This window comes from Agromyces albus (assembly GCF_030815405.1).
GTDB lineage: Bacteria > Actinomycetota > Actinomycetes > Actinomycetales > Microbacteriaceae > Agromyces > Agromyces albus_A.
Genome location: NZ_JAUSWX010000001.1, coordinates 1223532 through 1250527 on the forward strand (window position 1 = coordinate 1223532; position 26996 = coordinate 1250527).

Here is a 26996-nt window from a genome sequence, read left to right on the forward strand (position 1 = left end):
CCTTATCCGTCGATCGCCTTGTCGGACTTCACGAGCCGGAAGATGAGCGCGCTGATCGTGCCGAGCACGACGAACAGCAGGAGCGCGGCGGTGATCGAGAAGCTCGTTGCGTACGGGGTCGGGTCTTTGAACTGGTTGAAGATGAAGAGGTTCGGCGTCATCGTCGCGTTCACGGGGCCGCCCTGGGTCATGACGAGCGGCAGCTCGAACTGCTGGAGCGCGCCGACGAATCCCGTGACGAGCAGGAAGAGCAGCACGTTCTTCATGAGCGGGATCGTGATGTAGAAGGTCTTCTGGAGGAATCGAGCACCTTCGAGTTCTGCCGCCTCGTAGTAGCTCTCGGGGATGTCGAGCATGCCGGCGAGCATGATGAGTGCCGTGATACCCGTGACGAGCCAGATCGCCGGCACCGCGATCGCGGGCAGGGCGAGGAGCGGATCCGAGATGAAGGCGAACGGCCCCGTGCCGACGAGGCTGAGCAGCCAGTTGATGAGGCCGCCGTCGGCGCGGTACATGAAGACGAAGACGATCGATGCGATGACCGCCGACACCACGGTCGGCACGTACACGGTCGTCTTCATGAATCCGGCGAGCCGCCGGCCGAGGCCCTTGATGACGCTCGCGATGACGAAGCCGAAGATCATCTGCAGTGGAACGACGATGAGCGCGAACCGGAGGCCGACGCCGATCGCGTTCCAGAACCCCGGGCTCTCGAGCACGTACTGGTAGAACTGCATGCCGACGAACACCGGCTCCTCGTAGAAGCTGACCTCGAAGGCGCTGAGGTAGATCGAGTACACGAGCGGCCAGAAGACGAAGATGGCGAGCAGCACCACCATCGGCGCGAGCATCAGGTAGGCGGTGCGGTTGTCACGGAGGTGGGAACCGCGTCGGCGCCGCGTCAGGTTGACGACGGCGCTCGCCTCGGCGGTCACGACGGTGTCGCGAAGGGTCTGCAGGGAGGTCATATCGGTGCTCCGTTCGGGCCGGGGCGGCGGCATCCGTCTCGTGAACGGATGCCGCCGGCCGGACTGCGAGGACTACTGGGGGTTGGTGCCGGCGAGCTTCTGCTTCTCGATCACGCCGTCGATGGCGACCTGCGCCTCCTCGAACGCGGCGGCCGCATCACCGCCCTTCATGGCCTTCTCGAGCGCGGTGCCGAAGGCGACGCTGATGTCCCACGGGTAGGCGGGCTCCGCCTTGGCATACGGGAGGATCGTCTCCGAGACGACGGTCAGGAACGGGTTGCCGGATGCCTCGGGGTCGGCGGCAAGCGCCTCGCCCACGCTGATGCGGGCGGGGTACTTCGAGTACCCGCTCGCCTTGAAGAAGTCGACCATGCGCTCCGGCTCTCCAGCGACGAGCCACGAGATGAAGTCGGCGGCCCCCTCCTTCGCCTTCGACTTGGCGTCGACCGTGAGGGTCCAGCCGCCGAGCGTCGAGGTGGGCGTCGTCTGGTCGCCGTCGGCCGAGGGGAAGGCGGCGACCGCGGTGTTCGCGAGCACCTCCTTCCAGTCGGGGTTGCCGGAGAGCTGTCCGATCGCCCATGAACCGCACGCGCTCATCGCGACCGTGCCCTCGCCGTAGAACGAGCAATCCGCGTACGGATACGTCGCCTCCTGCGGCATGAGCTTCTCCTGGTAGAGCGTGCCGTAGAAGTCGGCGAGCTCGAGGTAGGCGGGGTCGGTGGCGTTCGCCTCCGACCAGTCCTCGGCGATCGGCAGGTCGCCGGCGGCGTTGTACTGGAGGCCCCAGCTCGACCAGGCGAGGTCGAGCGCGACCTGGCCGATGTTCATGCCGTAGACGCCGTCCTTGGTGAGCGCGCGCGACGCCTCGACGAGCTCGGCCCACGAGGTCGGGGGAGTGTCCGGGTCGAGCCCGGCCGCCTCGAAGAGGTCGGTGCGGTAGAACAGCACCGTCGACGGCTCCACGAGCAGCGGGTAGGCGTAGTAGCCGCCCTCCGAGGTGACGAAGTCCTGCACGTTCGGCTGGATGTCGTCGAACGCCTCGGCGTCCATGAGCTCACCGAGCTCGGCGAAGTGGCCGTTCGCGACGCCCGGCTTGATGTTGCCGTAGCTCGTCGTGCGTACGTCGGGTTGCTTTCCCGCGGCTTGCGCGGCCTTGAGCTTCTGGTCCCACGTGTCGGCGGGCACGACCTGGAGCTTGACGACCACGTCGTCTTGCGAGGCGTTGTACTCCTCGACCTGCTCCTTGAACCAGGCCTGCTGGTAGTCCTCGAACTTCTGCTGCCAGAAGGTGACGACGGACTTGCCGTCCTCCGTCGCCGGCGCGCTGTTCGCACCGCACCCGGTGAGGGCGAGTACAGCGGCGGTGAGCACGGCGGCCGGTGCTGCCCAGCGCTTTCGACTCTTGTGCATGTGTTCCTCCTTGAACGGAGACCCTGTCGGGCCTCGTGGGTGACCTAGCCGGCTGTGGCGAGGTCGAGCTTGTACCAGAAGACGTTGTAGGGGCCCCACTGCGAGAGCGTGAAGTACATCGTGCGGCCGTCGTCGGAGATGAACCGGGGGGAGAGGAAGGGCGCGTAGAGTCCGGGCAGCTCCGATTGCGTGATGAGCGTCGTGGGTTCGCTCCATGGGCCCCATGGGGTGATGCCCTCGTAGAGCGCGGCGTCGGAGTTGTCGATCATCGTCGTCATCACCCACCGCTCGAGGCCCGGGTTCCACTGCACCGACAGCTCGCCGGTGGCGCGGTCGATGACGGTGGCGGCGTCTTCCGCGGCATCCGACCAGAAAGGTCGACCTGCGGCGTCGGTGCCCGAGAAGTACCGGTAGGCGCTCGCCGTCTCGACCTCGCGCTCGGCCACCTTCATGAGTTGCACGCTGCCGAGCCGCCCGGCTGGGATGCCCCAGAAGTAGAGATCGTCACCGACGTGCGCGACGCTCACCTGCTGGAATCCTCCGCCACCGGGCCACACCATGTCGTCGAGCGACCGCCAGGTCGTGCCGTCGTCGTCGGAGCGCGCGAGCCCAGCGTGATTCGTCTCCCACTCGCCGGGCTCACCCCAGCGGCGCACCGACATCGAGTGCAGGTAGAGGTCGCCGTTCGCCTCGAAGCCATACGTCGGGATGACGGTCATCTCGTCGCCGTCGACCTTCTTCGACGGCAACGCCTCGGTCGCCCAGCCGAGGTCGTCGGTGACGAACCCGTCGAGCGAGATGCCGTCGCTCGGATCGTCGTCGGTCGAGTGGGCCAGCACGTTCGAACGCCAGATTCCGCCGGTGCCGCCGAAGGCATCGCCGGGTCGTTCGCCGAACGTGTCGCCGAAGACGAACCAGGTGCGGCCGTCGGCCTCGAACATCGATCCGAGGTCGGTGCCGGCGACCATGGCGCTCCCCGTGTCGTTCGCGGAGTCGGGGCCGGTGAGCTGGCTGATCCGCTCGACGCCGGCGACGCCAGTGATCACGAACTCGGCATCCGCCGCGCCGCCCGTCATCGCTCCGACATCGTTCGCGCAGGCGACGAGGAATGCGGCGCTCGCCATGAGCACCGCTGTCGCAACCATCCGCTTTCGCACATCAGGCACGTGCTCCCTCTCGTCGGCGAGTGAATAGCGACCAGTAAAGGGCATGAAATCGATTTCGTCAAGCGTGTGGGCAATTGTGTGCCGAGACCGTTGCTTTGGCGGCTGGAGAGCACGAAACCGATTACGCGTTCCCAGCGCCCGCGTCATCCGTGGCACAAATCGTGCGCCGAGCGAGAGCGTGGCGCAGGAAGGCTGCGGCCGGCGATCGAACGTCGCGTGCGCCCGGGCGATAGGCTCGATGTCAGAAGTGACCGAGCGCAATGAAGCGCAACGAGAGGCAATGGAGCCCTGTGTCGACACCGACCGCACACCCGTCCACCCCGGAGAACGTCGAGGCCATGGAGGCGAGCATGCACCTTCCCGATCGAGACGTGCCGACGCGAACCGAGACCGATTCGCTCGGGAGCGTCGAGGTGCCGGCCGATGCCTACTGGGGCGTGCACACGATGCGCGCCCTCGAGAACTTCCCGATCACGAAGCGGCCGATCTCCGTCTATCCCGAGCTCGTCGTCGCGCTCGCGTCGGTGAAGCAGGCAGCCGCCCGCGCGAACCGCGAGGTCGGCGTGCTCACCGCGCAGAAGGCCGCCTGGATCGACGAGGCGTGCCAGCGCATCATCGACGGCGAGCACCACGACCAGTTCGTGGTCGGGGTGATCCAGGGCGGCGCCGGCACGTCGACCAACATGAACGCGAACGAGGTCATCGTGAACCTCGCCCTCGAGATCGCGGGATACCCGAAGGGTCGCTACGACATCCTGCACCCCATCGACGACGTGAACCGCAGCCAGTCCACGAACGACACGTACCCCACGGCGGTCAAGCTGGCCATGACCTTCTCGCTCACGACGATGCTCACGGAACTCGACAAGCTGCGGATCGCATTCGGGCGCAAGGGCCGCGAGTTCCACGAGATCTTGAAGGTCGGCCGCACGCAGCTGCAGGATGCGGTGCCGATGACGCTCGGCCAGGAGTTCCATGGGTTCGCGACGACGCTCGGCGAGGACATCGAGCGTCTCCGCGAGACGATCAAGCTGCTGCTGGAGGTGAACCTCGGCGCGACCGCCATCGGCACCGGCATCACCGCCGACCCGGGCTATGCCGAAGCGGTCGTTCGCCATCTCCGCGCGATCACCGGGCTCCACCTCGAGCCCGCGCCCGACCTCATCGAGGCGACCAGTGACACCGGCGTGTTCATGACGTTCTCGAGCGCGCTCAAGCGCAGTGCGATCAAGCTCTCGAAGATCTGCAACGATCTGCGACTGCTCTCGTCGGGCCCGCAGGCAGGCTTCGGCGAGATCAACCTTCCTCCGAAGCAGGCGGGGTCGAGCATCATGCCGGGAAAGGTGAACCCGGTCATCCCCGAGGCGGTCAGCCAGGTCGCCTACGCCGTCGCGGGGGCGGATGTCACGGTCACCATGGCGGCCGAGAGCGGCCAGCTGCAGCTCAATGCGTTCGAGCCTGTCATCGCGCACTCCCTGCTGCAGTCGATCACCTGGATGCGCCAGGCCTGCTGGACGCTTCGCGTCAATTGCGTCGACGGCATCACGGCGAACGTCGAGCGCCTCGACGCGATGGTGGCCTCGAGCGTGGGCGTCATCACCGCACTCATCCCGTTCATCGGCTACTCGGCAGCGTCGTCGATCGCCAAAGAGGCGCTGCGATCGGGCCGGCCGGTCGCCGATCTCGTCGTCGAATCCGGACTCATGACTCGGCCCGACGTCGAACGGCAGCTCGCGCCGTCGCGGCTCTCGGGCATGCACACGATCACGCAGGCGATCCCCGTGGTGGACGTGCAGGGCGAGCCGTCGGAGTAGCCGACCGGCGGGTGGTGGCATCGCGCGCCACCCGCCCGGCTACACCACGCGGCAGTGGGTGGTCAGTGAACCGATGCCGCCGATGGAGACGGTGACCGTCGCGCCGTCGTGGAGGAAGACCTGCGGGTTGCGCGAATAGCCGGCGCCGCCGGGGCTGCCCGTGGAGATGAGCGTGCCGGGCGGAATGGTCGCCGACCGCGAGAGGTAAGCGATGATGTCGGCGACGCTGCGCACCATCTCGCTCGTCGAGGCGTCTTGCAGCATCCGGCCGTCGACGTTCGTGGTGAGCCAGAGGTCTTGCGGGTCGGCGATCTCGTCGGCGGTCACGACGACGGGCCCCGTCGGCGTGAACCCGTCGAACGACTTGCACCGCGACCATTGCGCCTCGCTGAACTGCAGGTCGCGAGCCGTGATGTCGTTCACGACGGTGTAGCCCCACACGTAGTCGAGGGCGTCGTGCACGTGGACGTTGCGGGCCGGCCTGCCCATGATGACGCCGAGCTCCGCCTCGTAGTCGACCTGGGTCGTGAGGTCTTCGGGCCAGGAGGTGGTGGCGCCGTGGCCGCTGAGCGAGTTCGGCCAGAGCGAGAAGATCGTCATGGCGGTTTCGGAGCGGAGCTTCAGTTCCGAGGCATGCGCCGCGTAGTTCGCTCCGATCGCGACGACCTGCGCGGGCCGAAGCACCGCCGACGAGTGACGCAGGTCGGCGACGGGCACGAGGCCGGCTTCGGCGTCGGCGGCCAGTGCGATGTCGACGACCTCGCGTACCTCGGCGAGGCCATCGTGGCCGCGTTCGATGAGGTCTTGGAGGTCGCGCGGCGGCGTGCTCATGACCTCATCGAGGAAGAGTGCCGCGTCGTTCACCACCACCGCGAGCCGAGGGGTCGTCTGGCCTTCGACTCTGAGGTGTGCGAATCTCACTCGTCTAGGCTATCGGCCGCCCTCGGCGCTCGGTTGTGCGAGACGCACAATGAACGGGCCTCGAGGCGCCCTGGCTTCGACAATCGCAGGGGATCCGCGACGATTCAGCGTGCCGCGGGCCGGAGACGCAGCTCCTGCATGCCGCCGTCGACGGCGAGCGCGATGCCGGTCGTCGAACCCGCGCCGGGCCCGGCGAGGTACGCGACCGCCTCGGCGACCTCGTCGGCCGAGACCAGGCGGCCGTGCGGCTGCCTCGCCTCGAGCGCCGCTCGTTCGGCGGCCGGATCGGCCGCGGAGGCGAGCAGGCGCCCGATCCATGGAGTGTCGGCGGTGCCCGGGTTCACGGCATTCACCCGGATTCCCTCGCGCAGGTGGTCGGCGGCCATGGCGCGGGTGAGCGCCGCGACCGCACCCTTGCTCGCGCTGTAGAGCGCCCGTTCCGGCAGGCCCGCCGTGGCCGCGATCGACGAGGTGTTCACGATCGCCGCGGCGGGCGAACGGCGCAGGTACGGCAGCGCGGCGCGCGCGACGCGCACCATGCCGAGCACGTTGATGTCGAGCACGCGGTGCCACTCGTCGTCGGCGTTCGCCTCGATCGTGCCCTGTGCGCCGATGCCCGCGTTGTTCACGACGATGTCGATGCGCCCGAGCGAGGCCGCGACCTGTTCGATGCCCGCGCGAACGCTCGCGTCGTCGGCGACGTCGACCGCGACGGCGAGGTCGGCGTGCTCAGCATCGTCGGGGCGCAGGTCGAAGACGGCGACGCGAGCGCCGCCGTCGCGCAGGCGCCGCGCGATCGCCGCGCCGATGCCCGACGCCCCGCCCGTGACGACGGCGACGAGGCCGGAGAATTCGGTTCCCATTGGTGGTCCCTTCAGATGAGGAGGATGCCGGCCGGTTCAGGCTGCGACGTAGCGCTGGCGTTGGCGGCCGAGGCTCTCGATCTCGAGCTCGACGACGTCGTCGACGGCGAGATAGCGGAATCGTCCTGAGAGCGCGACGCCCTCGGGCGTCCCGGTGAGCACGAGGTCGCCCGGTTCGAGTGCCAGGAACTGGCTGAGCTGCCAGACGATCGTGTCGATTCCGAAGATGAGATCGCTCGTTCGCGAGTCCTGTCGCGGTTCTCCATTGACGAAGCTCTGGAGTCGCACGTCGGATGCGTCGACCTCATCGCCCGTGACGAGCCAGGGGCCCGTGGGGCAGAATCCGGGGGCGCTCTTCCCCTTGCTCCACTGCCCGCCCGACTGGGTGAGCTGCCAGTCGCGCTCGGAGAGATCGTTCGCGATGACGTACCCGGCGATGTGCGCTGCAGCCTCGGCGGGAGCGGCGAGGTAGCTCGCCCGCCGGCCGATGACGACGCCGAGTTCGACCTCCCAATCGGTCTTCTCGCTTCCGCGGGGGATCGGCACGTCGTCGAACGGACCGACGACGGTGTTCGGCGACTTCATGAACATCACGAGCTGCTCGGGCGGTGCCGAACCCGATTCCGCAGCGTGCGCCGCGTAGTTCATGCCGATGCAGTACACGGCCGACGGGCGCGTGATCGGGGCGCCGATGCGCAGGGAGGCGGCCTCCGCGAGTTCGGGGAGGGCGCCTGTGGCGAGTGCCGAGCGCGTGCGCTCGATGCCGCCGCCGGAGAGGAAGGGGCCGTCGAGGTCGAGCGTGATCGGGCGCAGGTCGAGCGCGCGATCACCATCGAACACGACGGGGATCTCGATGCCGACGGGTCCGAGCCGGGCGAATCTCATACTGGTCCTCTCGATTGGGGGCCGCCACACGAACATCGGAAGTCTCGACGCAGGGCGGGGTGGTAGTCAGGGGTATTCTGCCACATTTCCGCCCAGTTGACATTTAGACATCGGATGTTTATGCTCGGGTGCGCCACGAAAGGACGCCATGAACACAATCGTCAGCGTTGACACCCGAGACATCCGCTTCCCGACTTCCCTCGAGCTCGACGGCTCCGATGCGATGAACCCCGATCCCGACTACTCGGCCGCGTACGTCACCATTCGAACGGATGCCGCAGACGGGCATGAGGGCCACGCGTTCGTGTTCACAATCGGCCGGGGCAACGACGTGCAGGTCGCCGCCATCGAGGCGTTGCGCGAACACGTGCGCGGACTCGACGTCGAAGCCGCCCTCGCCGACATGGGCGCGACCTGGCGCCTGCTCACCCACGACTCGCAGTTGCGCTGGCTCGGGCCCGAGAAGGGCGTCATGCACATGGCGATCGGCGCGGTCGTCAACGCGCTCTGGGACCTGAAGGCGAAGCGCGCGGGGCTGCCGCTCTGGCAGCTGCTCGCGAGCCTCACGTCCGAAGAGCTCGTGAGCCTCGTCGACTTCCGCTACCTCAGCGACGCGATCACGCCCGATGAGGCGCTCGAGCTGTTTCGCGCCTCCGAGCCCGGGCGCGCCGAGCGCGCCGCCGAACTCCTCGCGACGGGGTATCCGGCGTACACCACCACGCCCGGTTGGCTCGGGTACTCCGACGAGAAGCTCGACCGGCTCTGTCGCGAGGCCGTGGCCGACGGATTCCCGCAGATCAAGCTCAAGGTCGGCGCGAACCTCGCCGACGACGTGCGCCGGCTCGGCATCGCCCGCGCCGCCGTCGGTCCGGACTACCCGATCGCGATCGACGCCAACCAGCGCTGGGACGTGGGCCCGGCGATCGAGTGGATCCGCGCCCTCGCCGAGTTCGACCCCGCCTGGGTCGAGGAGCCGACGAGTCCCGACGACGTCCTCGGACACGCCGCGATCGCCCGCGGCATCGCCCCGATCCGGGTCGCGACCGGCGAGCACGTGCAGAACCGCATCGTCTTCAAGCAACTGCTGCAAGCGGGCGGCATGGACGTCATGCAGATCGACGCCACTCGCGTCGGAGGCGTCAACGAGAACATCGCCAACCTGCTGCTCGCGGCGAAGTTCGGCGTGCCGGTGTGCCCGCACGCGGGCGGCGTCGGCCTCTGCGAAGCCGTGCAGCACCTGTCGATGTTCGACTACGTCGCGCTTTCGGGCACGATGGAGGGCCGCATGATCGAGTTCGTCGACCACCTCCACGAGCACTTCGTCACGCCCGTCGTGATCGAGCGAGGCCGTTACCTCGCGCCGACCGCTCCGGGCGCCGGCACCGAGATGCTCGCGGCATCCGTCGACGACTACACCTGGCGCGGTCGTCACCGCGCAGTGCCCGTATGAACGCGGGCGTGGTGACCGCCGAGCGCCTCGGTCCGCTCGGCTACGGCGCCGCGTCGATCGGCAACCTCTACCGCGAAGTGACCGATGAGCAGTCGGATGCCGCGCTCGAAGCGGCGTGGCACGGCGGCATCCGGTACTTCGACACCGCGCCCCACTACGGCCTCGGCCTCTCCGAGCACCGCCTCGGCACCTTCCTCCGCTCGCGCCCGCGTGAGGAGTACGTGATCTCCACGAAGGTCGGCCGCATGCTCGACCCGAATCCCGACTTCAACGGCGGCGACGACCTCGCGTTCGACTTCGCCGTGCCGAACACCACCGTGCGCCGCTTCGACCCGAGCGAATCGGGTGTTCGCCGCAGTATCGAGGAATCGCTCGAGCGGCTCGGCCTCGACCGCATCGACATCGCCTACCTCCACGACCCCGACGTCTACGACCTCGATCGCGGCATCGCCGAGGGGCTGCCGGCGCTCGTGAGGCTCCGCGACGAGGGCGTCGTCGGCGCCATAGGCATCGGCACGAACGACGCGGATGCCGCGGCGCGGGCCGTGCGCGAGGGCGACGTCGACCTCGTGATGATCGCCGGCCGCTACACGCTCCTCGAGCAGCCCGCGCTCGACGAGCTCCTCCCACTCTGCGAGCGGCGCGGCGTCGGCGTGGTCGTCGCCGCGGTGTTCAATTCGGGGCTCCTCGCCACCGATACCCCCGACGAGAACGCGCGCTACAACTACGGCCCGGTTCCCGACGACGTGCTGGGCCATGCCCGGCGACTCGCCGACGCGTGTCGCGCGGCCGGCGTCTCGCTGCCCGAGGCCGCGATGCAGTATCCGCTGCAGCACCCCGCGGTGCGCTCGGTCGTCGCCGGTTCCGCGCGAGCGGCCGACATCCGCCAGAACATCGCACGCGTGCACGCCGCCCTCCCAGCCGGCTTCTGGGACGGCTTGAGGTCTGCGGGGCTGATCCCGTGAGCGGGGCGACGCGCACGATCGACGCGCACGTGCACCTCTGGAGCCGTGCCGCCGGCCGATACGAGTGGATTCCGCGCGGCGGCCCGCTCGATCGCGACTTCAGCGCCGCTGAGGCGCGCCTCGAGCTCGACGTCGCCGGCATCGACGCGGCCATCCTCGTGCAAGCCGAGGACTCGCTCGCCGACACGTGGTTCCTGCTCGGGGTGGCCCGCGAACACGACTGGATCGCCGGAGTCGTCGGATGGATTCCGCTCGACCACCCCGAAGCGGCGCGCGCGGCGCTCGACGCGCTCGTGGGAGAGCCGGCCCTCCGCGGCATCCGTCACCTCGTGCACGATGACCCCCGTGACGACTTCCTCGACCTCCCCGAGGTCCGGGCATCGCTGCGCGAAGTGGCGTCGAGAGGGCTCGCGCTCGACGTTCCCGATGCGTGGCCACGGCATCTCGATGCCGCTGCGCGCGTCGCCCGGGCCATTCCCGAGCTGACCGTCGTGATCGACCATCTCGCCAAGCCGCCGGTGGGCAGACCAGACTTCGACGCGTGGCGTCGGGCATTGGGGCGGGCAGCGGCCGTTCCCAACACGATCGCCAAGTTCTCGGGACTGCACCTTCCCGGTGCGCCGTTCGGCCCCGAGACCGTGCGCCCGCTGTGGGAGATCGGGCTCGACGCCTTCGGAGCCGACCGTCTGATGTACGGCGGTGATTGGCCGATGACCGTGCCGCACGGCGGGTACCAGACGACGTGGGAGGTGATGCGCGATTGTTTGTCTGAACTGGGCGAAACCGAGCGAGCTGCCGTGCTCGGCGGCACGGCGGACTCGGTCTATCGCTCGCAAATAGTCCGACCTCTGTGGCCGCAAAGACACGAAACAGACTCAATTGCCGTTGACTATCCACTAAACATCCGATGAGTAGTACACTCGCAATTGCTCCACAGCTTGATTGATCCACGGCTTGACGAAATCGATTTCAGGTCGTTGACTGGTCGTATCTGAATCTCAATGAAGAGAGGCACACGTGTTGAGTGGAATCCACCCGATCCTCCACGGCGAGCTGCTCGCCGCGCTCGATCGACTCGGCCACGGCGATGAACTCGTCGTCGCCGACGCGAACTTCCCGGCGCACCGGGTCGGCGAGGTCGTCGTCGAAACGCCGGCACTCGCGGCCGCTGAGGTCGTCGCGGCCATCCGCACGGTCGTGCCGCTCGACGGCTACGAAGGCGCGTCCGTGCTGCTGATGGAGGCAGAGGGCGGCGAGATACTGCCGGTGCAGCACGAGCTCGTGACCGCTGCGGATGCCACGCCCGACCGCGTCGACGAGCTCGAGCGCTTCGAGTTCTACGAACGGGCCATCGGCGCACAGCTCGTCGTGCGCACAGGGGAGTTGCGGCCCTACGGCAACCTCATCCTCCGCAAGGGCGTCGTGAACGCCTACGAGTCCCGAGGAGCGGCGCGATGATCCCGGCAACCACCACGACGACGGCGCTGCTCGACCTCTCGGGCGTCAGCAAGGGCTTCCCGGGAGTGCAGGCCCTCGACGATGTGCGACTCGAGCTGCGGCGCGGCGAGGTGCTCGCTCTCGTCGGCGAGAACGGTGCGGGCAAGTCGACCCTCATGAAGCTGCTCGCGGGCATCTACACGCCCGACGCCGGCACGTTCCGCCTGAACGGCGAGGAGTTCTCGATCGAAGGCCCCCGCCATGCGCAGGAGCTCGGCATCGCGATCATCCACCAGGAGTTCAACCTCATGCCCGACCTCACGGTAGCGCAGAACATCTTCATCGGGCGTGAACCGCGCTCGGGCGGCGTGTTCCTCGACGACCGGGCGCTCAATCGCAGCGCACAGGAGCTGTTCGACCGGCTCGGGCTCACGATCGATCCGGCCGAGCGCGTCGAGCACCTCACGGTGGCGCGCCAGCAGATGGTCGAGATCGCCAAGGCCCTGTCGTTCAACGCGAAGGTGCTCATCATGGATGAGCCGACGGCGGCCCTCAACGACGCCGAGGTCGAAGTGCTCTTCGAGCTCATTCAGCGATTCCGCACGCCCGACACCGGCGTGATCTACATCTCGCACCGCATGGACGAGCTCGCCCGCATCTCCGACCGCATCACCGTGCTGCGAGACGGCCGCTACATCGACACCCTCGAGACGGCGACCTCGACCGTCGGCGAGGTCATCTCCCTCATGGTCGGCCGCACGATCACGGGTGAGCAGCGCCCGGGGCAGGTGCAGCGCTCGCCCGACGTCGTGCTCAGCGTCGCGGGGCTCTCCACGAAGAAGCTGTTGAAGAACGTCGGATTCGAGTTGCACCGCGGCGAGATCCTCGGTTTCGCGGGACTCATGGGCGCCGGCCGCACCGAGCTCGCGAGGGCCATCGTCGGCGCCGATCCCATCGAGTCCGGGCGCATCACGGTCGACGGTCGCGAAGTGCAGATCGGAAATCCGGCGGAGGCCGCCCGGCTCGGCATCGGCTATCTCTCCGAAGACCGCAAGCGACTCGGCGTCGTGCTCGAACAGGATGTCGCCACGAACATCGTGCTGAGCACCCTGCCGGCGTTCACCTCGAAGGCCGGGTTCATGCGAGACGGCGCGATCATCCGCACTGCACGCGAATTCATCGGGCGGCTCCGCATCAAGACGCCCTCGGCGAACCAGCTCGTGAAGAACCTCTCGGGCGGCAACCAGCAGAAGGTCGTCATCGCCAAGTGGCTCGCGAAGGACTGCGACATCCTCATCTTCGATGAGCCCACTCGCGGCATCGACGTCGGCGCGAAAGACGAGATCTACGCGCTCCTCGAGGAGCTCGCGAGACAGGGCAAGTCGATCATCATGATCTCCTCCGAGCTTCCCGAGGTGCTTCGGATGAGCCACCGCATCGCGGTCATGTGCGAAGGGCGGCTCAACGCGGTGCTCGACAACGCCGAGGCGACCCAGGAGATCGTCATGGACTACGCAACGCGCTTCAGCGCTGAAGGAACGGTGAGTTGAATTGACCACGACGGCCCCACAACAACCAGCAACCAAGGATGCTGCGACGAGCGCCGTGCGCGCTCGGCTCCGCGGCCAGATCCAGCAGCTCCTCGCCTTCGCGAGCCTCATCGCGATCGTCGTGTTCTTCTCGATCGCCAACGACCGATTCCTCACGTGGGCGAATGTGACCGGCATCCTGCTCGCCGCGACCGTGGTCGGCCTGCTGGCCCTCGGCACGACGTTCGTCATCATCACCGGCGGCATCGACCTGTCGATCGGCACCGGCATGACGCTGTCCGCGGTGATGACGGGCGTGTTCCTCACCTACCTGGGAATGCCGCTGTGGCTCGGCGTCATCCTCGCGATCCTGTTCGGCGGCCTGCTCGGCTTGATCAACGGCGTCAACGTCGCGGTGCTCAAGATCCCACCGTTCATCGCGACACTCGCGATGATGCTCGTCGCCGCTGGGCTCTCGCTCGTCATCTCGGGCACGGCGCCGATCTACTTCAAGGAGACGCCCGACTTCGTGCGGCTCGCGACGGGGTCGCTCATTCCCGGCATCCGGTTCCCGAACGGCGTGCTCATCTTCATCATCGTCGCGATCGTCGCGGGCGTCATCTTGAAGAAGACGCTCCTCGGGCGCTACACGTTCTCCATCGGATCGAACGAGGAGGCCACGGAGCTCTCTGGCGTGAACGTGACGAAGTGGAAGATCGCGATCTACACCTTCGCTGGCCTCTTCACCGGACTCGCCGGCGTGCTGCTCGCCTCCCGTCTGTCGTCGGCTCAGCCCGCACTGGGCATGGGCTACGAGCTCGAGGCGATCGCCGCGGTCGTGATCGGCGGCACCTCGTTGCAGGGCGGCAAGGGCTCGATCGTCGGCACCGTCATCGGCGCGCTCATCATGGCGGTGCTCACGAACGGCCTGCGCATCATGTCGATCCCGCAGGAGTGGCAGTCGGTCGCGGTCGGCGCCGTCATCCTCATCGCCGTCTACCTCGACATCCTCCGGCGGAAGAACGCCTAGACGTCCGGCCCTCGCGGGCCGGAACGATTGCACCAACACACAACAAAGGAGTTCGATCATGCGAAAGCGTTCATTCGGCGTCGCGGCGGGGCTCGTCACCGCTGCGCTCGTTCTCAGCGGCTGCGCCGGTGGCGGCGACGGCGGCGACGGTGCCGGCGGCGGCGACGGCGACAAGCCGTACATCGCCCTCGTCTCGAAGGGCTTCCAGCACCAGTTCTGGCAGGCCGTCAAGGAAGGCGCCGAGCAGGCTGCCGAGGAGTTCGACGTCGAGATCACCTTTGAGGGCCCTGACACCGAGGCCGACGTCGACCAGCAGTTGCAGCAGCTGCAGACGGCACTCGACAAGGGTCCCGACGCGATCGGCTTCGCCGCGCTCGACAGCCAGGCGGCCGGTCCCTACCTGCAGCAGGCACAGGATGCCGGCATCCCCGTCATCGCGTTCGACTCGGGTGTGGACAGCGACATCCCCGTGACGACCGCCGCGACCGACAACAAGGCCGCTGCGGCAGAGGCCGCCAAGCACATGGTCGAGCTCGTCGGAGGCACGGGCAAGATCGCGCTCGTCGTGCACGACCAGACCTCGGTCACGGGCGTCGATCGTCGTGACGGTTTCGTCGAGTACATCGAGGAGAACGCACCCGACATCGAGATCGTCGACATCCAGTACGGCGGCGGCGACCAGCTGAAGTCCACCGACCTCGCCAAGGCGATCCTGCAGGCGAACCCCGACCTGAAGGGCATCTACGGCTCCAACGAGGGTTCGGCGATCGGCGTCGTCAACGCCGTCACCGAGCTCGGTCTCGAGGGCCAGCTCACCGTCATCGGCTTCGACTCGGGCCAGGCGCAGATCGATGCGATCACCAGCGGCCTGATGGCCGGCGCGATCACGCAGAACCCGGTCGGCATCGGCTACGAGACCGTGAAGGCCGCGGTCGAGGCGCTCGACGGCAAGGAACTGCCGAAGAGCATCGACACGGGCTTCTTCTGGTACGACGAGACCAACATCGAAGACCCTGAAATCCAGGCCGTGCTCTACGAGTAGGACCGGATGTCGCGGAGGGGGTGACGCTCAGGCCGGCACCCCCTCTGTCATGCCGGTACCCTCCGTGCGGATGCTCAGAGCGCCGAGCGGAGCCACTGCTCCACACCGCTCACGTGGGCGACCGTGAGCGCCGAGGCGAGCTCGCCGTCGCCCGTGGTGATCGCCTCGAGGATGGCGTGGTGCTCTGCGAGAGTGCGGCCGACCGCGTCCTCCTGTGTGATGCCGCGCCAGATGCGCGCTCGCACGGTGTGGCTCGACAGGGAGTCGATGAGACCCGCGAGGTAACTGTTGCCGGTGGCATCCGCGATGCCGCGGTGGAACTCGAGGTCGTGGGCGACGAGACCTTCGACGTCGGTCGCGTGGTCGACGCTCTCGATCACCTCGCGAAGGCGAGCGAGGTCGTCTTCGTCGGCGTTGCGAGCGGCCAGGGCGGATGCCGCGGGCTCGAGGATGCGACGCACGGCGAAGATCTCGAGCACCGATTGGTCGTCGTGCAGGTCGACGACGAACGACATGGCCTCGAGCAGCAGTCGCGGCTCGAGGCTCGTGACATAGGTGCCGTCGCCGCGCCGCACGTCGAGCACGCGGATGACCTCGAGTGCCTTGACGGCTTCGCGGAGCGACGAGCGCGACAGGCCGAGGCGCTCGCTCAGCTCCTTCTCGGGAGGGAGCCGGTCGCCGGGAGCGAGCTCGCCGGCGAGGATCATCTCTTTGATGCGCAGGATCGCTTCGTCGGTGACCGCCATGCGGGCATAGTACCTCGCATCAGGCCAGACATCAGATCTTTGCGCCGGCGGCGCGCCAGAGATGCATGCTCGCATAGCTGCGCCACGGGGCCCAGGGCGCGCCGATCGCCTCGAGAGCGGAGGGTGTCGACGGGAGCCCGAGCCGGGCGGCGCCGTTGCGCAGCGCGAGGTCGCCGGTGAGCAGCACGTCGGGCGCTCGAGTGACCCGCATCGCGAGGTAGCCGGCCGTCCATGGGCCGATGCCCGGCACCGCCAGGAGGTCGGCCTGCAACTCGTCGCGCTCGCGCTCGGGCGCCACGACGAGCTCGCCCGAGTCGAGCCGGCGGGCGACGTCGAGAATCGTGCGCACGCGCGTGGCCGGCCCGCGGAGCACCTCTGCACCGCTTTCGGCGATCGCCGCCGCCGTCGGGAAGAGCACGCCCGCTGCGGTCGAGGCGACGCGCTCGCCGAGCTCGGCGGCCACTCGCGAGAGGGTGGTGCGGGCGGACTTCACCGAGACCTGCTGCCCGATGAGGGCACGGAAGACCAGCTCGTGCGGGTCGAGGCATCCGGGCACTCGCATGCCGGGAGTCGCGGCGACCGATGCGGCGAGCGCCGGGTCGGCCGCGAGGGCGGCGTCGATCGCGACCGCATCGGCATCGAGATCGAACAAGCGGCGCACTCGCGCGACGAGCGGCGGCAGGTCGGCGAGGCTCGAGAGCTTCGCCTCGACGTCGATCGCGGGCACGGCGTCGCCCCCGGTCGCGGCGAAGCGCACGAGCGCAGGCCCGCCGGGCAGGCGCAGCGTGCGTTCGAACCGATCGGGGCCCGCCACCTCGACGCCATCGACGGCGCGAGCGGCGAGCCACTCGAAGACGCCCGCGGCGTCGAACGGCGGCCGGGCCGGCAGCCGCAGGTGCACGACTCCCGCCTCGGTGTCGAGCTGCTCGATGTCGAGCCGCTCGGTGTCGAGCTGCTGCCGCTCGGAGCCGCGGTCGCGCTCGCGCTGGCGCTGGCGCACGCGTGCTGCGAGCCGCAGCTCGAGCGGGCTGCGCTCGTACACCGCTCGAATCGTGTCGTTGAACTGGCGAATGCTGCCGAAACCCGAGGCGAACGCGACATCGGCAGCGGGCAGTGCGGTGGAGGTGAGCAGGGCTCGAGCGGTCTGCGCGCGGTGTGCGCGGGCGAGGGCCAGCGGGCCGGCGCCGAGCTCTGCGGTGAGCACGCGGGTGAGGTGACGACTCGTATAGCCGAGCCGGGCGGCCAAGCCGGGCACGCCCTCGCGCTCGACGACGCCGTCGGCGATGAGGCGCATCGCCCGGGCGGCGAGGTCGTCGCGCAGGTCCCACTGGGGGGAGCCGGGGACCGCGTCGGGCAGGCAGCGCTTGCACGCCCGCAGGCCCGCCTCGTGGGCTGCCGCCGCCGTGAGGTAGAAGCTCACGTTCGTGGCCTTCGGCAGCACGGCGGGGCAGCTCGGCCGGCAGTAGATGCCGGTCGAGTGCACGCCCGTGATGAACTGCCCGTCGAAGCGCGCATCGCGCGCCTGCATCGCGCGGTACCGCTCGGCGAACACCGGGTCGGCGAGCGGGTCGACGCGCCTCCGGCCGGCTTGCGTGGCGCTCGAGGCCGCTTCAGTCGAGGGCCGCTCGGGTGCGCTGATCGTCGAGGTCATGACCCCAGCCTCGCACGACCCGACGACATCGACCGGCGGAAATCGGACATCGGCGCCGCCGCTAGTGTGGAGGGATGCCGCATGCCGTCATCTCCCTGCTGCACGACGCCCTCGGGGCATCCGTCTCCACCGACGCCGCAGCGCTCGAGGCGACGCGCGAGGATCGCTCCGGCTGGCGCAGCGCCACGCCGCCGATCGCCGTCGTGCACGCGGCATCCCTCTCCGAGGTGCAGGCCGTGATGCGCATCGCCCACTCGACCGGAACGCCCGTCGTGCCGCGCGGCGCCGGAACGGGCCTCGCGGGCGGCGCGATCGCGAGCCCGGGTGCGATCGTGCTCGACCTGTCGCGCATGAATCGCATCCTCGAGGTCTCCCAGGCCGACGAGCTCGCCGTCGTCGAGCCGGGTGTGCTCAACGGCGACCTCAACGACGTGCTCGCCCCGCTCGGCCTCTGGTTCGCGCCAGATCCTGCGAGCCGCGCGATCTCCTCGATCGGCGGCAACATCGCCACGAACGCCGGCGGGCTGCTGTGCGCGAAGTACGGCGTCACGCGCGAGGCGGTGCTCGGCCTCGCCGTGGTGCTCGCCGACGGGCGGTTGCTCCGCACCGGCCACCGCACAGTCAAGGGCGTCACTGGCTACGATCTCACGGCCCTGTTCACGGGCTCGGAGGGCACGCTCGGCGTCATCGTCGAGGCCACCGTGCGGCTTCGGCCGCTCATCGACGGCGACGTCGTCACGGTCGCCGCGGCGTTCCCCGACGTCGAAGCCGCAGCGCGCGCCTCGGCCGGCGTCACGGCCGCGCGCATCCGGCCGGCCGTGCTCGAGCTCATCGACGCGGCGGGCCTCGCCCGCGTCGCGACGTTCCTCGGCGCGGCGGCGCTCGCCGGCACGCCGCTCGAGTCGATCGCACAAGGTGAGACGTTCCTGCTCGCCCAGAGCGACACAGCGGGGGCGGCCGTCGAGGCGGCGGCGATCGCCGCGGTCTTCGCCGAGGCCGGTGGCCGGGTCACGATGTCGACGGATGCCGCAACCGGCGAGCGGCTCCTCGACATCCGCCGCGCGGTGCATCCGGCCTTCGCGGCGACCGGGCAGGTGCTCATCGAAGACGTCGCGGTGCCGCGCTCCCGCTTGCCCGAGATGTTCCGCGCGATCGAGGAGATCGGGGCGCGGCACGGCCTCGAGATTCCAACCATCGCCCACGCGGGCGACGGCAATCTCCACCCGAACTTCGTGTTCACGGGCGACGAGGTGCCCGAGCACGTGTGGGCCGCGGCCGACGAGCTGTTCCGCGCCGCCGTGGCGCTCGGCGGCACGCTCACGGGTGAGCACGGCGTCGGCATCCTCAAGCGACGCTGGCTCGCCGACGAGCTCGGCGAGGACTCGTTCGAACTGCAGCGGGGCATCAAGGCGTTGTTCGACCCGAGGGGCATCCTGAACCCGGGTGTGATGTTCGAGGCATCCGCGCCGCCCGGTCGATAGGCTGCCCGGGTGAGCCACGCACCCGTGCCAGCCCAGAATCCGAGGCCAGCCCAGAATCCGAAGCCGGCCCAGCATCCGAGGCCGGCGCAGAATCCGACCCCGTCGCCACCGCTCTGGGCCACGCCGCCGCCGCAGGCCCGCAGCGGCGGTGTCGCGTTCGCGATCGTCGGCATCCTGCTCGGCGTCGTCGCCGGCCTGCTCGTGCTCGCCTATCTCGCGGTCGCCCTCGGCGTGTCGGCCCTCGCGATCGCCTCGCTCCTCGCGCTCATCCCGCTCGCGATCGTGTTGCTCACGGTGCGATGGGTCGACCGCTGGGAACCCGAGCCGCGATGGGCGCTCTGGTTCGCATTCCTCTGGGGCGCTGCGGTGTCGGTCGCCGTCGCGCTCATCGTCGACCTCGGCGTGCAGCTCCTCCTCGCATTCGCCGGGCCGGGTGGCAGCCCGAACGAGGCGATGGCCGCCGTGGTTCAGGCGCCGATCGTCGAGGAGACCGCGAAGGGCGTCGGCGTGCTTCTCCTCTACGCGTTCTCGCGCTCGCACTTCGACGGGCCGGTCGACGGACTCGTGTACGCGGCCACGGTCGCAGCGGGCTTCGCCTTCACCGAGAACATCCTCTACTTCGGGGCGGCACTCGCCGAGGGCGGTGTCGGCGAGCTCGGCGCGGTGTTCGTGGTGCGCGGACTCTTCTCCCCGTTCGCGCACGTGCTGTTCACCGTGTGCACCGGGCTCCTCATCGGCATCGGCGCCCGACGCGGCGGAGGAGCAGGGGTCGTGGGCTGGTTCCTGCTCGGGCTCGGCGCAGCCGTGCTCCTGCACGCCCTCTGGAACGGATCGCTCACCTTCGCCGACGACGCGATCGGGCTCTACTTCACCGTGCAGGTGCCGATCTTCATCGGCGCGGTGCTGCTCACGTTCTTCCTTCGCCGCCAGGAGATGCGCGTGACGCGCGCTCGTCTCGGCGAATACGCCGCCGTCGGATGGTTCAGCGCCGCCGAGGTCGAGATGCTCGCGACCCCGGCCGGCCGCCGGCGCGCCAGGGCGTGGGCGCGTTCGCTGACGCCGCCGCGAACCGCCCTCATACGGCGGCTCATCGCCGATGCCACGCACCTCGCGTTCAATCGGCACGTGCTCGTCTCCGGCCGCGGCGACGTGCGGCACGTCACCGACGAGCGTCTGCTGCTCGACGCCGTCGCACTCGATCGGGCGGCACTGCTGCGCTGAATCGGATGTCGCGATCACCCCTCGCACACGAGGAAACTCGCCGCCCTGTGGTGTGGCACTGCCGACAGCGCTACAGGACGACGAGTTCTCGAATACCAGCGTGCAACGTGTTCGCACGGAGCGCAAGAGGGGAATGGACGGTCGTCCGCGTTTGCCCCGCACCCCTCGATCTGTTTGGCTGGATGCATGACCGATACGAACAGCAAGCCCGAAATCGACTTCCCCGAGGGCCCGGCTCCCACCGAACTCGTGGTCGAGGACATCGTCGTGGGCGACGGCGCCGAGGCGACGCCCGGCTCGACCGTCGACGTGCACTACCTCGGCGTCGAGTACGAGTCGGGCGATGAGTTCGACTCATCGTGGAGCCGCGGGCAGTCGATCAACTTCCCGCTGCAGGCGCTCATCGCCGGATGGCAGGAGGGGATCCCCGGCATGAAGGTCGGCGGTCGACGCAAGCTCACGGTTCCCCCGCACCAGGCCTACGGCCCGGCCGGCGGCGGCCACCAGCTCTCGGGAAAGACCCTGATCTTCGTGATCGACCTGCTCGGCGTCAGCTGAGCACGATCGCCTGACCTCGAAGGCCGGTGGGTATGAGCCTGCCGGCCTTCGTCATGCCCGGCCGGTCATGGCGACGCGCTCGCGGCCGTACGGCTCATCGCGCGGGACGCCGCGGCCCGGTTCTGCGCGGACTCCGCTCGGGTTCCGTTCGCTCCTGCACTCGTTCGACGAGCTCACGCCATGGTCCGGTGAGCTGACGCTCGGCGAGCGTCGCCTCATGCGGCTCGCAGCGGATGCGGTAGATGAAGCGGTCGGGCTCGGGCGGCGCCGGCGGCGGCTTGCTCCACGGGATCTCGCGGATGAGCACGTACCACTCGTCGGGGTCGGGCTGCTCCTCGACGTGGACTTCCCACGTCAGTCGAAGTCCGGCAATGCCCCCGCTCCGCGAGACGATGACGTCCATGTCGGCATCGTACTCCCGGCGTCGCTCGCGGCGCGCTCCGGAGCCGGATCCGGCGAGGGGAGCTCCTCGATGCCGACCGCGCTCCAGCCGCTCGTCACGGCGCGCGACTCGGGGGAGTCGGTGCCGAAGCGCTCATCCGCTGCGCGCACCGTCTCGGCGGCGAACGTGTGGAATCCGTCGTCTGGGCGGAGCCTGCCCGACGTGAGCACGTCGTACCAGATGCGCCCGACGTGCTCCCAGGCGAACCCGCCCAGTTCGATTGCCGCGAGGGCGAACGCGCGATTGGGAATGCCGGAGTTCAGGTGCACGCCGCCGTTGTCGTCGTCGGTCTCGATGTACCGGTCGAAATGGTCGGGCTGCGGGTCGCGACCGAGCACGTCGTCGTCGTACGCCGTGCCGGGCTCTTTCATCGAACGGATGGCGCGCCCCTCGACGAGGTCGGTGAACACGCCCTCGCCGATGAGCCAGGTCGCCGACGCGGCATCCTGCCCCATGGCGTATTGCTCCACGAGTGCACCGAACACATCGGAGATGTGCTCGTTGAGCGCTCCCGACTGACCCTGGTAGCGAAGCTTCGCCGTGCGCTCGGTGACGCCATGGGTGAGTTCGTGGCCGATGACGCTGAGCGAGTTCGTGAATCCCCGGAAGACCTCGCCGTCGCCGTCTCCGAAGACCATGCGCTCGCCGTCCCAGAAGGCGTTGTCGTAGCGGTCGCCGAAGTGCACGGTGGCTTCGAGGGGAATGCCCGCGCCGTCGATGGAGTCGCGACCGAACACGCGGGCGAAGAGCTCGAAGGTCTCGCCGAGGCCGTCGTACGCGGCGTCGACGGCCGGATCGCCCGCGATCGGCTGGCCCTCGCGACGCACGAGGCGCCCGGGCAGCCGCTCGGCGTTCTCGGCGTCGGAGATGCGGCGATCGGGCGAGGGCGCCATGCCCGGCAGGGCGGCGGGCCTCTCGTCGCGCGCCGGTCGCTCATGCGCGATGAACGATGGGGGCTCGCCCTCGCGCCGCCACTCGCGCATGGGTGCGTCTCGGAGCAGCGACCGGCGGGCGGCGTCGGCCGCGACGTCGAAGCGGGGATCGTCGATCGCCGCGATGCGGGCGAGCAGGTATGGCGGCACGATCGCCTGGTGCGGTGTCGAGTAGGGGTAGGGCCTGTGCGTCCGCGTCATGATTCGATCGTGGCATGCGCCGCCGACAGGCGGGATGCCGGTTTCGCTCGGCGCGCCGACATCCGCCAGAGGCGTGAGGCGCACGCCCGACATCCGCTCGGCGCCCGTGTCGACTTGCCGCGAGGCATCCGGGTTGCGAAGCTGGGCTCGTGCAAGTTGCCGCTGTCGTCGCTCAGCCCGAGGTGCGAACCCATCCGATCGGCCTCGTGCCGGCCGCGATCGTGTGCGCCGCTGCGGTGTTCCTCTTCGGCGTCGAAGTCCCGGTCGTGGGCTACGCGATGCTCGCGCTCGGCCTCGCGGGCGCATGGCTCGCCGACAGCTCGGGGCGCACGAGCCGGCTCCTGCCAGACCTCGCCCTCGTCGCGCTCGGCCAGGTGATCGTCTCCACGATCTCGGTCGCGGCCGACATCAGCTACTGGAACATGCTCCTGATGGGCGTCGTACTCTCCCTCGCGGTCGTCGTGCCGTTCGTGATCTCGCGATTCGTGTTCGGCGACCGCGTCATCCGGTTCCCCTGGCGCACCGGCCATCGCTGGTCGCCGGTGCAATGGTCGTACCTGGTGCTGATCGCGGTGCTCGGCTGGCTGATCCTGCCGTTCTACTTCATCACCTCTGGCGTCTACACGAACTGGCCGACGGTGACGCTGCCCGACGAGATCGCCCGGTTGTTCGTGGGCGTGAACGCCGTGGGCATCTGGGACGAGCTGTTCTTCGTCTGCACGGTGTTCGCCCTGCTCCGCCGGCACTTCCCGGTGTGGCAGGCGAACCTGCTGCAGTCGATCGTGTTCGTGTCATTCCTCTGGGAGCTCGGCTACCAGAGCTGGGGACCGCTCCTGACGATCCCGTTCGCGCTGCTGCAGGGCTACACGTTCACGCTCACGAAGTCGCTCTCGTTCGTGATCACGGTGCACCTGTTGTTCGATCTCGTGGTGTTCCTCGTCATCGTGTACGCGCACACCGGGGTGCCGCCGATCTTCCTGCTCGCGCCGCCGTGACGGCCTCGGGATCATGCGCCTCGCGGGCGATGCGCCTCATTGCGCGTGCCGTGTTACGACGAAGCTTCCGTCCGGTCGCCATTCCACGGTGAGCACGTCGGTCTCCGATGCCCTTCCCATGACGCCGTCGCCATCCTGATCGAGACGGGTTCCGACACCCCTGGGGATTGCTGCGTGCATCGTCATGCCCCGCTCGAGCACGCGTTCCAGCGAGGCGCAGTTCAACACCATGCCGGTCGTTTCAAGTTCGACGATGAGACAGGTGAGGCCGTTTCTCGAGAGCTCGGGATTGTCCGAGTTCGCAGGACTCGCCACAACCGCTGCGTAGACCGTGAGGCCGGCCGCGGGCCCGTCGGGACCGATGATGCGAGCGACGTCTGATCTCTCGAACCTCGAGTTCAGCCAGCCCGGGACGAACCCTTCGCCGGGGAGCATGCCGTTACCCCGCCGAGGGTCGCGGAAGAAGTCGAGCGCCGCACCGGCCGGCAGTGCCGAGTCGGGATCGGCCGTCGGCGTGGGGGTGATCGTGATGTCGAACCCCGGTGGCCGGTTGACCGCCTCGCCGAGTCCGATCCAGGTGGCGCACAACGCGGCGCCGACGATGACCCCGATCACGCCGGCCGACAGCGGCGTCAATCGACGCCGCTGCGGTGACGGGACACCCCCGATGGGCAGCTCAGGCGGCTCGGCGAAGGGCAGTGCGCCCTCCGGAGCGGGCGAGGGTGCCTCTTTCCTGCCGGCGCGCTCGCGTTCGATCTCGAGCAGCTGCCACTCGCTCTCGGTGAGCTCCAGCACTCGGTCTGACGCGTGGTCGTAGCGCGCGATGCGCGGCTCATCAGAGCCGGACCGCGAGTACACCCGCGATTCGAGCTCGGAACGCGCATCGATGTCGTCGTCTGCTGCCATGGCCGCCGATCCGATCTGAGCATATGCCCGATCAGAGTGGCAGCAGAAGCCCGATAACAGGGGGCGTGGAGGTCGCTGCGCCTACTTCAGCTGCCCGCGGATCTCCCCGGGAGAGTTCGTCGTCGTGTGCACGTTGACGTAGTAGGCGCGCGGGTCCTCTTCGATGGCGGCGAGCAGGTCGGCATCGGGCGTTGCGCAGCCGGAGGTTTCAAAGCTCGTCTCGCCCACGTCGACGGTCAGCGGCACGACCACGGGTCCAGGAGCGTTGCGTTCCCCGATGTGGATGTGCGCGGCGACCGCGCCTGAAGAAAGCCCGGTCACGGAGAGCTCCCAGCACAGCTGGTCGCCCTCGATCTCGTAGGAGAAGGTGCCGTGTGCGCTGCCGACGGTGGGTGCCGGCGCCTCCTGGCCGGTGTTGAGGGGGATCTGAGGAGAATCGGGTGGTGCGGCGGCGGCGGCTCCGGCGCCGGTGAAGGCGAGGGCGGCGATGGCTGCGATCGCCAGAGCGGTGGATCGAGTTCGACTGGTCATTGTCATGGTGAATCTCGCTTCCTCGGGTAATTCGGCACGCTACGCCGACCCCGCGAGGCGCACAAGGCCGAGTCAGGCTTCGACGGATGCCCCGTGCGCCGCAAGCCACGCAAGCAGCACGGCCGCGTGGTTGACCTGCTCGTCGCGAGCGCCGAACAGCAGGGTCACGCGCTTCTGCTCGCGGCCCGTGGCGAGGAGCGCTTCGGCAGCGGGGTTGGCATCGAGCTCTTCGCGATACCGCTCGGCGAACTCGTCGAACCGTTCGCGGTTCTGATGCCACTCCGTGCGGAGCCCGGGGGACGGGGCGACATCCTTGACCCACTCGTCGAGCTCGGCGCGTTCCTTGCGCACGCCGCGCGGCCACAGCCGGTCGACGAGCACCCGGTAGCCGTCGGATGCGTCGGGCGGCTCGTACACGCGCTTCATCGTGAAGCCCATGGTGGCCAGTCTGCCTGGGTGCGCGAGCTTTGTCACCGGGCGAACTGCCGCTCGCGTGACTCGATTGCAGGTGGGCTTGCTGGCGCGCCGGAGGGTGATCCGCTTATCGGCGCGAATGGGTGGGTGGGGGTGGTGTGGTGTTCGCGGCCGGCTGGTGAGGTCCAGCGGATGTCGCCGCCGGGTATTTGGGTCATTTTCCAGCTGGTGTGGTGTTTGAGGCGGTGGTGTTTTCGGCAGAGGTGGGCGAGGTTGTCGTGGCGGGTGGGTCCGCCGGTGGCCCAGTCGGTGGTGTGGTCGAGGTCGGCGCGGTTGGCGTGGCGGGAACAGCCCGGGAAGCGGCAGCTGCCGTCGCGGATCCGGAGGTAGCCGGCGAGGTCGGCGGGGACCCGGTAGGTGGTGCGGCCGTAGGAGAGGTATGCGCCGGTCTCGGGGTGGGTGAGGATGCGGTGGAATGAGGGTGCGTGTGCGGCGAGCCGGCGGGCGGTGTCGTCGTCGATCGGGCCGTGTCCGTCGAGTTCGGCGGGCTGGTCGGTGTGGCCGAGGAGGGTGAGCGCCGGGACGGTGACGTAGATCTTCGGGGTGACCACCCCGAGCGGCGGTGCGTCTGTTGTGGCGCGGCCCAGGAGCAGGTCGGCGGCGAGGTCGAGGCTGAGCTGGGCGCGGGTGCGCGGATCGGATGCCCCGGGATCGGAATCGGAAGCGGAGCCGGGGCCAGGGCCAGAGGCGGGTGCCCTGCCTGCGGCATCGGCGCGCTGTTGTGCGTCGGCGAGGGCGTCGAGGTGGGCCATGATCGCGATGCCGCGCTCGGCCTCGAGGAACAGGCTGAGCCAGCCCATGCCGTCTTCGGCCGGTTCGAAACACACCCGCCGCTCGTCTCGGGCACGGCGCTGCCGGTCGGCGAGCGGCTCGGGGTGGATCCGCTCGCGGAGTCGGCGGATCCGGCGGCGGAACGCCGACGGCGTCTCCTGCGGTGCCCGCTCGAGCGCGGCCGCCTCGAACTGCCCGGCCCGCTCGGCGGGGATGGTGCTCACGATCTCGAGCAACGACCGCACCCGGCCCACGCAGATCACCCCGCCCGCAAGTGCAGCAAGCGTCGCCGGGAACCGGCCGGTCAACAGGCGCGCGTCGGCGATCAGCCGCCCCGCCGTGGCCTCGTGCACCACCAGGGCCGTTCCGAGCTCGGCGACGAACGCGCGCGTCGCGAGCTCCCGATCGACGAACGGGGAGGCATCCGTCACCCCCTCGACCTCAGCGGCAAGCGTCCGCGCCGACTCGATGCGCCGGAACTGCTCGGCCTGCGCCGCCCGGATCACCCGATCGAGCTCCACGATCCGCGACAACTCAGCATCAAGCGCCGCCTGCGGTGAGGGCGCCGAAGAGGTGGTCATGAGACAACCCAACCACCACCCACCGA

General features: G+C 69.1%; 26 protein-coding genes. 12 read left to right on the top strand and 14 right to left on the bottom strand.

Annotation, left to right across the window (positions count from 1 at the left end; translation table 11 throughout):
* Positions 1-2: 2 nt before the first annotated feature.
* The 3 genes from QFZ29_RS05650 to QFZ29_RS05660 all read right to left on the bottom strand — a co-directional run bounded on the left by QFZ29_RS05650 (position 3) and on the right by QFZ29_RS05660 (position 3544).
* Positions 3-968, bottom strand: coding sequence for a carbohydrate ABC transporter permease (locus tag QFZ29_RS05650; protein ID WP_306893241.1), 966 nt, complete (start codon positions 966-968; stop codon positions 3-5).
* A gap of 72 nt (positions 969-1040) precedes the next feature.
* A complete protein-coding gene (locus QFZ29_RS05655) occupies positions 1041-2378 on the bottom strand; it encodes an extracellular solute-binding protein (protein ID WP_306893242.1) in 1338 nt (445 codons plus the stop codon).
* A gap of 44 nt (positions 2379-2422) precedes the next feature.
* Complete coding sequence (locus tag QFZ29_RS05660; RefSeq protein ID WP_306893243.1) at positions 2423-3544, bottom strand: DUF4185 domain-containing protein; 1122 nt, start codon at positions 3542-3544, stop codon at positions 2423-2425.
* A 350-nt stretch (positions 3545-3894) separates the two neighbouring features.
* Here QFZ29_RS05660 and QFZ29_RS05665 point away from each other — a divergent pair, with 350 nt between their 5' ends.
* Positions 3895-5358 (top strand): aspartate ammonia-lyase, encoded by a 1464-nt coding sequence (locus QFZ29_RS05665; RefSeq protein ID WP_306893244.1) that lies wholly within the window; start codon positions 3895-3897, stop codon positions 5356-5358.
* A 39-nt stretch (positions 5359-5397) separates the two neighbouring features.
* Here QFZ29_RS05665 and QFZ29_RS05670 read toward each other — a convergent pair whose 3' ends face one another.
* From QFZ29_RS05670 to QFZ29_RS05680, 3 genes are all read right to left on the bottom strand, one after another.
* Positions 5398-6279 (bottom strand): fumarylacetoacetate hydrolase family protein, encoded by an 882-nt coding sequence (locus QFZ29_RS05670; protein WP_306893245.1) that lies wholly within the window; start codon positions 6277-6279, stop codon positions 5398-5400.
* 104 nt (positions 6280-6383) lie between these two features.
* Positions 6384-7142, bottom strand: a complete 759-nt coding sequence (locus QFZ29_RS05675; protein WP_306893246.1) for an SDR family NAD(P)-dependent oxidoreductase — start codon at positions 7140-7142, stop codon at positions 6384-6386.
* Positions 7143-7178: 36 nt separating this feature from the next.
* Entirely contained in the window at positions 7179-8027 is an 849-nt protein-coding gene (locus QFZ29_RS05680) for a fumarylacetoacetate hydrolase family protein (RefSeq protein WP_306893247.1), read from the bottom strand.
* 148 nt (positions 8028-8175) lie between these two features.
* Between QFZ29_RS05680 and QFZ29_RS05685 the strand changes: the two genes are divergently transcribed.
* The 7 genes from QFZ29_RS05685 (at position 8176) to QFZ29_RS05715 (ending at position 15480) form a co-directional block, all read left to right on the top strand.
* Positions 8176-9477, top strand: a complete 1302-nt coding sequence (locus tag QFZ29_RS05685; RefSeq protein WP_306893248.1) for an L-fuconate dehydratase — start codon at positions 8176-8178, stop codon at positions 9475-9477.
* An 11-nt stretch (positions 9478-9488) separates the two neighbouring features.
* Positions 9489-10442, top strand: a complete 954-nt coding sequence (locus QFZ29_RS05690; protein ID WP_306893249.1) for an aldo/keto reductase — start codon at positions 9489-9491, stop codon at positions 10440-10442.
* Positions 10439-11353: an amidohydrolase family protein gene (locus QFZ29_RS05695; RefSeq protein WP_306893250.1), complete on the top strand. Its 915-nt coding sequence runs from the start codon at positions 10439-10441 to the stop codon at positions 11351-11353. The genes QFZ29_RS05690 and QFZ29_RS05695 overlap by 4 nt, the downstream gene beginning before the upstream one ends.
* A gap of 106 nt (positions 11354-11459) precedes the next feature.
* Positions 11460-11900 (top strand): RbsD/FucU family protein, encoded by a 441-nt coding sequence (locus tag QFZ29_RS05700; RefSeq protein WP_306893251.1) that lies wholly within the window; start codon positions 11460-11462, stop codon positions 11898-11900.
* A complete protein-coding gene (locus QFZ29_RS05705; protein WP_306893252.1) occupies positions 11897-13429 on the top strand; it encodes a sugar ABC transporter ATP-binding protein in 1533 nt (510 codons plus the stop codon). The genes QFZ29_RS05700 and QFZ29_RS05705 overlap by 4 nt, the downstream gene beginning before the upstream one ends.
* Position 13430: 1 nt before the next feature.
* Positions 13431-14438 (top strand): ABC transporter permease, encoded by a 1008-nt coding sequence (locus tag QFZ29_RS05710; RefSeq protein ID WP_129521300.1) that lies wholly within the window; start codon positions 13431-13433, stop codon positions 14436-14438.
* Positions 14439-14496: 58 nt separating this feature from the next.
* Positions 14497-15480 carry an ABC transporter substrate-binding protein gene (locus QFZ29_RS05715; protein ID WP_306893253.1) on the top strand — a complete coding sequence of 328 codons (984 nt, stop codon included), beginning with the start codon at positions 14497-14499 and terminating at the stop codon, positions 15478-15480.
* A 74-nt stretch (positions 15481-15554) separates the two neighbouring features.
* On the opposite strand, the gene QFZ29_RS05720 is transcribed toward QFZ29_RS05715, so the two are convergent.
* Together QFZ29_RS05720 and QFZ29_RS05725 are read right to left on the bottom strand one after the other, a co-directional pair.
* Positions 15555-16226, bottom strand: coding sequence for a FadR/GntR family transcriptional regulator (locus QFZ29_RS05720; protein WP_129521298.1), 672 nt, complete (start codon positions 16224-16226; stop codon positions 15555-15557).
* A gap of 31 nt (positions 16227-16257) precedes the next feature.
* Positions 16258-17754 carry a DNA-3-methyladenine glycosylase 2 family protein gene (locus QFZ29_RS05725; RefSeq protein ID WP_373426261.1) on the bottom strand — a complete coding sequence of 499 codons (1497 nt, stop codon included), beginning with the start codon at positions 17752-17754 and terminating at the stop codon, positions 16258-16260.
* A 197-nt stretch (positions 17755-17951) separates the two neighbouring features.
* On the opposite strand from QFZ29_RS05725, the gene QFZ29_RS05730 reads away from it, so the two are divergent.
* The 3 genes from QFZ29_RS05730 (at position 17952) to QFZ29_RS05740 (ending at position 21137) form a co-directional block, all read left to right on the top strand.
* Positions 17952-19358 (top strand): FAD-binding oxidoreductase, encoded by a 1407-nt coding sequence (locus QFZ29_RS05730; protein ID WP_306893255.1) that lies wholly within the window; start codon positions 17952-17954, stop codon positions 19356-19358.
* Positions 19359-19367: 9 nt separating this feature from the next.
* Positions 19368-20579: a PrsW family glutamic-type intramembrane protease gene (locus tag QFZ29_RS05735; protein ID WP_306893256.1), complete on the top strand. Its 1212-nt coding sequence runs from the start codon at positions 19368-19370 to the stop codon at positions 20577-20579.
* A gap of 186 nt (positions 20580-20765) precedes the next feature.
* Positions 20766-21137 (top strand): FKBP-type peptidyl-prolyl cis-trans isomerase, encoded by a 372-nt coding sequence (locus QFZ29_RS05740; RefSeq protein WP_306893257.1) that lies wholly within the window; start codon positions 20766-20768, stop codon positions 21135-21137.
* A 94-nt stretch (positions 21138-21231) separates the two neighbouring features.
* Here QFZ29_RS05740 and QFZ29_RS05745 read toward each other — a convergent pair whose 3' ends face one another.
* On the bottom strand, positions 21232-21540 hold the full coding sequence (locus QFZ29_RS05745) for a protealysin inhibitor emfourin (protein WP_306893258.1): 309 nt from the start codon (positions 21538-21540) through the stop codon (positions 21232-21234).
* Positions 21492-22712 carry a M4 family metallopeptidase gene (locus QFZ29_RS05750; RefSeq protein WP_306893259.1) on the bottom strand — a complete coding sequence of 407 codons (1221 nt, stop codon included), beginning with the start codon at positions 22710-22712 and terminating at the stop codon, positions 21492-21494. Before QFZ29_RS05750 ends, QFZ29_RS05745 begins: the two co-directional genes overlap by 49 nt.
* Before the next feature lie 149 nt (positions 22713-22861).
* Between QFZ29_RS05750 and QFZ29_RS05755 the strand changes: the two genes are divergently transcribed.
* A complete protein-coding gene (locus tag QFZ29_RS05755) occupies positions 22862-23707 on the top strand; it encodes a CPBP family intramembrane glutamic endopeptidase (protein ID WP_306893260.1) in 846 nt (281 codons plus the stop codon).
* A 36-nt stretch (positions 23708-23743) separates the two neighbouring features.
* Here QFZ29_RS05755 and QFZ29_RS05760 read toward each other — a convergent pair whose 3' ends face one another.
* The 4 genes from QFZ29_RS05760 to QFZ29_RS05775 all read right to left on the bottom strand — a co-directional run bounded on the left by QFZ29_RS05760 (position 23744) and on the right by QFZ29_RS05775 (position 26970).
* A complete protein-coding gene (locus QFZ29_RS05760) occupies positions 23744-24613 on the bottom strand; it encodes a hypothetical protein (RefSeq protein WP_306893261.1) in 870 nt (289 codons plus the stop codon).
* An 81-nt stretch (positions 24614-24694) separates the two neighbouring features.
* Positions 24695-25144: a CHRD domain-containing protein gene (locus QFZ29_RS05765; protein ID WP_306893262.1), complete on the bottom strand. Its 450-nt coding sequence runs from the start codon at positions 25142-25144 to the stop codon at positions 24695-24697.
* Between the two features lie 72 nt (positions 25145-25216).
* Positions 25217-25582 carry a DUF488 domain-containing protein gene (locus QFZ29_RS05770; RefSeq protein WP_306893263.1) on the bottom strand — a complete coding sequence of 122 codons (366 nt, stop codon included), beginning with the start codon at positions 25580-25582 and terminating at the stop codon, positions 25217-25219.
* A 32-nt stretch (positions 25583-25614) separates the two neighbouring features.
* On the bottom strand, positions 25615-26970 hold the full coding sequence (locus QFZ29_RS05775) for an HNH endonuclease signature motif containing protein (protein WP_306893264.1): 1356 nt from the start codon (positions 26968-26970) through the stop codon (positions 25615-25617).
* Positions 26971-26996: the final 26 nt, after the last annotated feature.